The organism is Candidatus Dormiibacterota bacterium (assembly GCA_036495095.1).
In the GTDB taxonomy this organism is placed as follows: domain Bacteria; phylum Chloroflexota; class Dormibacteria; order Aeolococcales; family Aeolococcaceae; genus CF-96.
In genome coordinates this window covers 1-5,823 of the sequence record DASXNK010000167.1, presented here as the reverse complement: position 1 = coordinate 5,823, position 5,823 = coordinate 1, and the positions used below count along the sequence as shown (strand labels likewise).

The window sequence follows — 5,823 nt, the reverse complement described above, 5'->3', positions numbered from 1 at the left end:
CGAGCGCCTCGACGAGGCCGCGGTGGACTGGGCCGAGATGGTCGGCATCGCCGTCCCCATGCACACCGCGATGCGGCTGGCGACCGGCGTCGTCGAGCGGGTGCGCCAGCGCCGCGGAGCCTCCGTTGTTCTGGCCGTCTACGGCCTCTACGCGCCGCTGTGCGCGCGGGTGCACGGTGAGGGCGTGGTCGACCACGCCGTCGGCGGCGAGTACGAGGAGGAGCTGGTGCGCATCGCCGGCGGCGAGCCCAGCGGCCGCGACGTGATCCTCGACCGGCTCACCTTCCCGACCCCGGCCCGCGACCTGCTGCCCCCGCTCGACCGCTACGCACGGTTGCTGGTCGGCGGTGAGGAGCGGCTCGCCGCCGCCGTGGACGCCACCCGCGGCTGCGTCCACCGCTGCCGCCACTGCCCGGTGCCGGTGGTGTACGGCGGCCGCATCCGGGTGGTGGGCCGCGACGCGCTGCTCGACGACGTGGCCCAGCTCCACGCCATGGGCGCACGCCACCTGACCTTCGGCGACCCCGACTTCCTCAACGCCGTGCCCCACGCGATGGCCACCGCGCGGGCGGTGCACGCCGCCTTCCCCGACCTCACCTTCGACGTCACCGCCAAGGTCGAGCACATCCTCGAGAACCCCGGCGTCTGGGCGGAGCTGGCCTCACTGGGGCTGCTCTTCGTGGTGTCGGCGGTGGAGTCGATGAGCGCCCGGGTGCTCGAGGTGCTCGACAAGGGGCACACCGCCGGCGACGCCTACCGGGCGGTGGCGCTGCTCCGGGCCCGCGGCATCGAGATGCGGCCGTCGCTGCTCCCGTTCACCCCCTGGAGCACGCTGCACGACTACCTCGAGCTGCTCGACTTCGTCGCCGGCTGCGACCTGGTGGAGAACGTCGACCCGGTCCACCTCAGCATCCGGCTGCTGCTCCCCGACGGCTCGCTGCTCCTCGACCATCCCGAGATGCGCCCCCACCTCGACGGCTACGACCCCGCGGGTTTCAGCCATCTCTGGCGGCATCCGGACCCCGCCATGGACCTGCTGCAGCGCGAGGTCGCCGCCCTGGTGGGCGCCGCCGCCGACGCCGGGATCGCCCCCGCGGACATCCACGCCGGGGTGCGCGACCTCGCCGCCGCGGCGGCGGCGGCGGCGGGCATGGGGTGGAGCGCGGCGGCGCCGGCGGCGGTCGACACCGGGCGGCCCCGGCTCAGCGAGGCCTGGTTCTGCTGCGCCGAGCCCACCGAGCGTCAGCTCGGCGCGGTCTGAGGCGTTCGGCTCGCTTGCGGACTCGGTGACACGGGTGCTCCACTGGATCTCGTGCAGCTCGGGGTCGTCTTCCCGCAGACCGAGATCGGCAACGATCCCACCGTGATCCGCGCCTACGCCGCCGCCGTCGAGACCGCCGGCTACGACTTCGTGAGTGTCTACGACCACGTGCTCGGCGCCGATCCCGACCGCGCCGCCGCGCTCGGCGGCCCCTACACGTATCAGACCCCCTTCCACGAGGTGTTCGTCCTCCTCGGCCACCTCGCCGCCATCACCGAGCGGATCGAGCTGGTCACCGAGGTGCTGGTCCTCCCCCAGCGGCAGACCGCGCTGGTGGCGAAGCAGGCCGCCGAGATCGACCTGCTCAGCGGCAGCCGGCTGCGCCTCGGCGTCGGCATCGGCTGGAACGCGGTCGAGTTCGAGGCGCTCGGCGAGGATTTCCGCACCCGCGGGAAGCGGGTCGAGGAGCAGATCGAGGTGCTGCGCCTGCTCTGGTCACAGGACCTGGTCACCTTCCACGGCCGCTTCCACCACGTCACCGGCGCCGGCATCAACCCGCGGCCGCCGCGCGGCTCGATCCCGGTGTGGATCGGCGGATCCGCGGAGGCGGCGGTGCGCCGCGCCGCCCGGATCGCCGACGGGTTCATGCTCAACGTGGGCGTGACGTCCGCCGCCGAGCAGATCGACATGGTCCGCGGCCTGGTCGCCGAGGCGGGACGCGACCCCGACGCCTTCGGCATCGCCGGGCGGGTCACCCTGCGCGACGACCCCGAGGAGACCCTCGCCCGGGTGCGCGACTGGGAGCAGCTCGGTGCCACCCACGTCTCGGTCAACACCATGGGCACCGGCCTCGCCCCCGAGGAGCACGCCGAGCGGCTCGCCGGCCTCGCCCGGGCCTGGCAGCGGTATCAGCCGGCCACGGCGGTCTAGAGCGACAGCGCCGCCAGCATCCGGGTCACCGGACTCTCGATGGCGTGGCGCTCGCCGAGCACACCCAGCCGCTCGGGATCGGGGGTGCCGGCGGGGGTGACCTCGCAGGCCAGGTCGCGGCGCACCGGCACCACCGCGCGCATCGCCTCGAGGTACTCGCCGGCGCCCTCGAGGGCGGCGCGCAGCCGCGGCGTCAGGGTGGCGGCCGCCCCGAGCACGGCGTCGAGCGAGCCGTGCTCGGCGAGCAGCCGCGCCGCCCCCTTGGGGCCGATGCCGGCCACCCCGGGGAGGCCGTCGGAGGGGTCGCCCCGGAGCATCGCCAGCTCGGCGTAGAGGCGGGCGGGGACGCCGTACGCCTCCCGCACCGCGGCGTCGTCGAAGACCGCGAGGCGGGTCACCCCCTGCTTGGTGTAGAGCACCCGGACGGCGGGGTCGCGGACCAGCTGGAGCAGGTCGCGGTCGCCGGTCAGCACCTCGTCCGGCCGCTCCGCGGTGGCCGCCTCCGCCAGGGTGGCGATGGCGTCGTCGGCCTCCCAGCCCGCGGCCCACGCCACCTGGCAGCCGGCGGCGGCGAGCACCTCGAGGAGCAGGTCCTGCTGGCCGGCGAGCTCGGGCGGGTCGTCGGCGCGGGCCGACTTGTACCCGGCGTAGGCGGCCACCCGCGGCGCCGGCCGCCAGTCGTCGTCGACCACGTGCACCACCGACCCGGGGCGCCGGGCGGTGATCACCAGGCTGGACATGTCGAGGTAGCCGCGCACCGCGTTGACCGACTGACCCTGGGGGTCGCGGATGGTCTTGGGCAGGGCGAAGAAGGCACGGTAGAGGAGGCTGGAGGTGTCGACCAGCAGGCGGGGCGCGGCCGGGCTCACGGCGCCACCTCCGGCTGGGCGGCGGCGGCCTCGAAGCCGCGGCACGCGAGCACCGGCAGGGACGGATAGCGGGGGAACTCGGGCTCGGTGTCGGCGCGGGCGCACCGCCAGAAGAGCGAGCGCGCGCCGCGCACGGTGCGGCCGTGGCGGCAGCCCGCGCAGAGGCCGGGAGAGGGGTTCGGCACCCCGGGATCATCCGCCCCGGCGGCCCCGGCGCGCAGACTGCCGCGGATGCCCCACCTCGACGCCACCACCGCCGCCGTCCTCGCCGGCGCCGCGTTCGTGGCCGGAGCGGTGAACGCGGTCGCCGGGGGCGGCTCGCTGATCTCCTTCCCGGCGCTGCTCTGGGCCGGGTACTCGCCGGTGGTGGCCAACGTGACCAACGCCGTCGCCCTCCTCCCCGGCTACGCCGGCGGCACTTTCGGCTACCGCCCCGAGCTGACCGGGCAGGCGGCCCGGGCGGGGCGGCTGGTGGCGGTGAGCATCGTGGGCGCCGGGCTCGGCTCGGTGCTGCTGCTCGCCGGCCCCGAGGCGGTGTTCTCCCGGCTGGTGCCGTGGCTGATCCTCTTCTCGTGCGCCGTGCTCGCCGCCCAGCCGGCGATCGGGGGGTGGCTGCGCACCCGCAGCGGGGCCGCCCGCGGCGATGCCTCGCCGCTGCTGCTCGGCGTCCAGCTGGTCGGCGGTGTCTACGGTGCCTACTTCGGCGCCGGCCTCGGCGTCCTGATGCTCGCCGTCCTCGGGATCTTCGTCGAGGACGGCCTCCAGCGGCTCAACGCGCTCAAGGGGCTGCTGTCGCTGGTCATCAACCTGGTCGCCGCGATCTGCTTCGTGGTGGCGGGGAGGGTGGCCTGGGAGGCGGTGACGATCATGGCGGTGGCCAGCCTGGTGGGCGGCCGGCTGGGGGTGACGGTGGCCCGCCGCCTCCCCGACCGCCTGCTCCGGGCGCTGGTGATCGGCTTCGGGGTCGCGGTCGCGATCCGCCTGCTGCTCTGACCGCGCTCAGGACGCGAAGGCGGGGGGAGGGGGCAGGCTGAGCGCGCGGCGGAGCAGCTCGCCGTAGCGCTCGCGGTCGACCTCCACCGCCCCCAGGCTGGCGAGGTGGTCGGTGCGCCACTGGACGTCGAGCAGCCGTCCGGCCTGCGCCGCCGCCTCGGGGCCGCCCTCACCGGCGACGAGCAGGTCGACGAGGTGGAGGAGCGCCACCTTGGAGGCGTCGGTGGCCCGGTGGAACATCGACTCCCCGGCGAAGAGGCCGCCGATGGCGATCCCGTAGAGGCCGCCCTCGAGCTCGCCGGTGCGGGTCGACCACGCCTCGACCGAGTGGGCCCAGCCGAGCCGGTGGAGGCGGACGTAGGCCATCCGGATGTCGGGGTCGATCCAGGCGCCGGGGCGCCGTGGGTCGGCGCAGGCCTCGACCACCTGCTCGAAGGCGCTGTCCACCCGCACCTCGAACCGCCGCGCCGAGCGCCGCAGCCGGCGGCTGGCGTGGACCCCGTCGAGGGGCAGCACCGCCCGCGGCTGCGGCGACCACCAGGCCAGCTTCCGCGGCCGCAGCGGCATCGGGAAGATGCCGTGGCGGTAGGCGGCGAGGATGGTCCCGGGCTCGAGGTCGCCGCCGAGCCCGACCACCTCGCCCTCGCCGGCGTGGGAGGGATCGGGGAAGTTCCACCGCGATGGCATGGGCTCGACCGGCATGAGGCACCAGTCTGCGTCGGCGCCGCCCCGGCCGGGGCAGCTCGAGCCTCCCCGCGGTGCTGCGCGCCATACCGGCCAGCCCATCGGCGATGATTCGAGCCGTGATTCTGCCGGCGGGATACACCGTGCTCGGGGTCATCGACGACGGGCCATCAGGCCCGGTGACGGTGGCCCGGCCCCCGCGCGGCGGAGCAGCGGTGGCGGTGGTGCTCCTCCCCCACCCCGTCGATCCGTCGCTCCTCGAGCGCCTCGGACCGCTGCGCGGCCTGCGCAACCGCAACCTCGCCGCCCTGGTCGACTGGGCGGAGACCGAGGAGGGGGTGCTGATCATCGGCGAGCTGGTCGACGGGGTGTCGCTGCGGGCGCTGCTCGACGCCACCGGGCTGCTCCCCGTCGAGGCGGCGCTGGTGGTGCTCCGCGACTCGCTGCTCGCCGCCGCCGCCGCCAACGACGCCGGACTGCCCCGCGGCGACCAGCGCCCGGAGACGGTGGTGCTCACCCGCCGTGGCGAGGCGCGGCTGCTCCAGGTGGGCCTCACCACCGTGGCGACCGCCCCCTACCTCGCCCCCGAGGTGTGGCAGGGAGGCCCGGCCACCCCCGCCTCCGACGTGTACGCGGCCACCGCCCTGCTCGTCGAGTGCCTCGGCGGCGGTCCCCCCTTCGGCGGCGACGCCGACACCGGCGAGCTCCGCGACCGCCACCTGGGCGCGCCCATCCCGGTCGAGCGGGTGCCCGAGGCGCTCCGCGGGCTGGTCCGCCACGGCCTCGACAAGGACCCGCACCAGCGCTGCGCCGAGGCCCGGCTGCTCCTCCTCGAGCTCGCCGCCACCGCCGGCGGTGCCCTGGGGGCGGGCTGGGAGCGGCGCGGCCGGGAGCAGCTGGCCGCCGCGGTGCGCCCGCTCGAGTTCCTGTTCCCGCCGCCGCGCCTGCTCGGCGGCGCGCCCGCGGCCGGCGGCGCCGCCGCGGACGGACGTCGCGACCGGCGCCGGGCGGTGGCCGCGGTGGCGGTGGCGTCGGCACTGCTCCTGCTGGTCGGCGGGACCATGGCGCTGCGCCACCGCACCGTCT

7 protein-coding genes are annotated in these 5,823 nt (G+C 76.1%); 4 read left to right on the top strand and 3 right to left on the bottom strand.

From position 1 onward, the window contains the following. A partial coding sequence (locus VGL20_17070) for a radical SAM protein (protein ID HEY2705397.1) occupies window positions 1–1,261 on the top strand: 1,261 nt, incomplete at its 5' end. Between the two features lie 51 nt (window positions 1,262–1,312). Continuing rightward, window positions 1,313–2,191, top strand: coding sequence for an LLM class F420-dependent oxidoreductase (locus tag VGL20_17065; GenBank protein HEY2705396.1), 879 nt, complete (start codon window positions 1,313–1,315; stop codon window positions 2,189–2,191). Here VGL20_17065 and VGL20_17060 read toward each other — a convergent pair. Together VGL20_17060 and VGL20_17055 are read right to left on the bottom strand one after the other, a co-directional pair. Next, window positions 2,188–3,060, bottom strand: coding sequence for a 5'-3' exonuclease H3TH domain-containing protein (locus tag VGL20_17060; protein ID HEY2705395.1), 873 nt, complete (start codon window positions 3,058–3,060; stop codon window positions 2,188–2,190). The genes VGL20_17065 and VGL20_17060 overlap by 4 nt on opposite strands. Beyond that, window positions 3,057–3,245 (bottom strand): hypothetical protein, encoded by a 189-nt coding sequence (locus VGL20_17055; GenBank protein HEY2705394.1) that lies wholly within the window; start codon window positions 3,243–3,245, stop codon window positions 3,057–3,059. Before VGL20_17055 ends, VGL20_17060 begins: the two co-directional genes overlap by 4 nt. 46 nt (window positions 3,246–3,291) lie before the next feature. Between VGL20_17055 and VGL20_17050 the strand changes: the two genes are divergently transcribed. Next, window positions 3,292–4,053: a sulfite exporter TauE/SafE family protein gene (locus VGL20_17050; GenBank protein HEY2705393.1), complete on the top strand. Its 762-nt coding sequence runs from the start codon at window positions 3,292–3,294 to the stop codon at window positions 4,051–4,053. 6 nt (window positions 4,054–4,059) lie between these two features. Here the strand turns inward: VGL20_17050 and aat are convergent, their stop codons facing one another. Further along, window positions 4,060–4,755 carry a leucyl/phenylalanyl-tRNA--protein transferase gene (gene aat / locus VGL20_17045; protein ID HEY2705392.1) on the bottom strand — a complete coding sequence of 232 codons (696 nt, stop codon included), beginning with the start codon at window positions 4,753–4,755 and terminating at the stop codon, window positions 4,060–4,062. 101 nt (window positions 4,756–4,856) lie between these two features. Between aat and VGL20_17040 the strand changes: the two genes are divergently transcribed. Further along, window positions 4,857–5,823: hypothetical protein (locus tag VGL20_17040; protein HEY2705391.1), on the top strand; the 967-nt coding region annotated here is incomplete at its 3' end.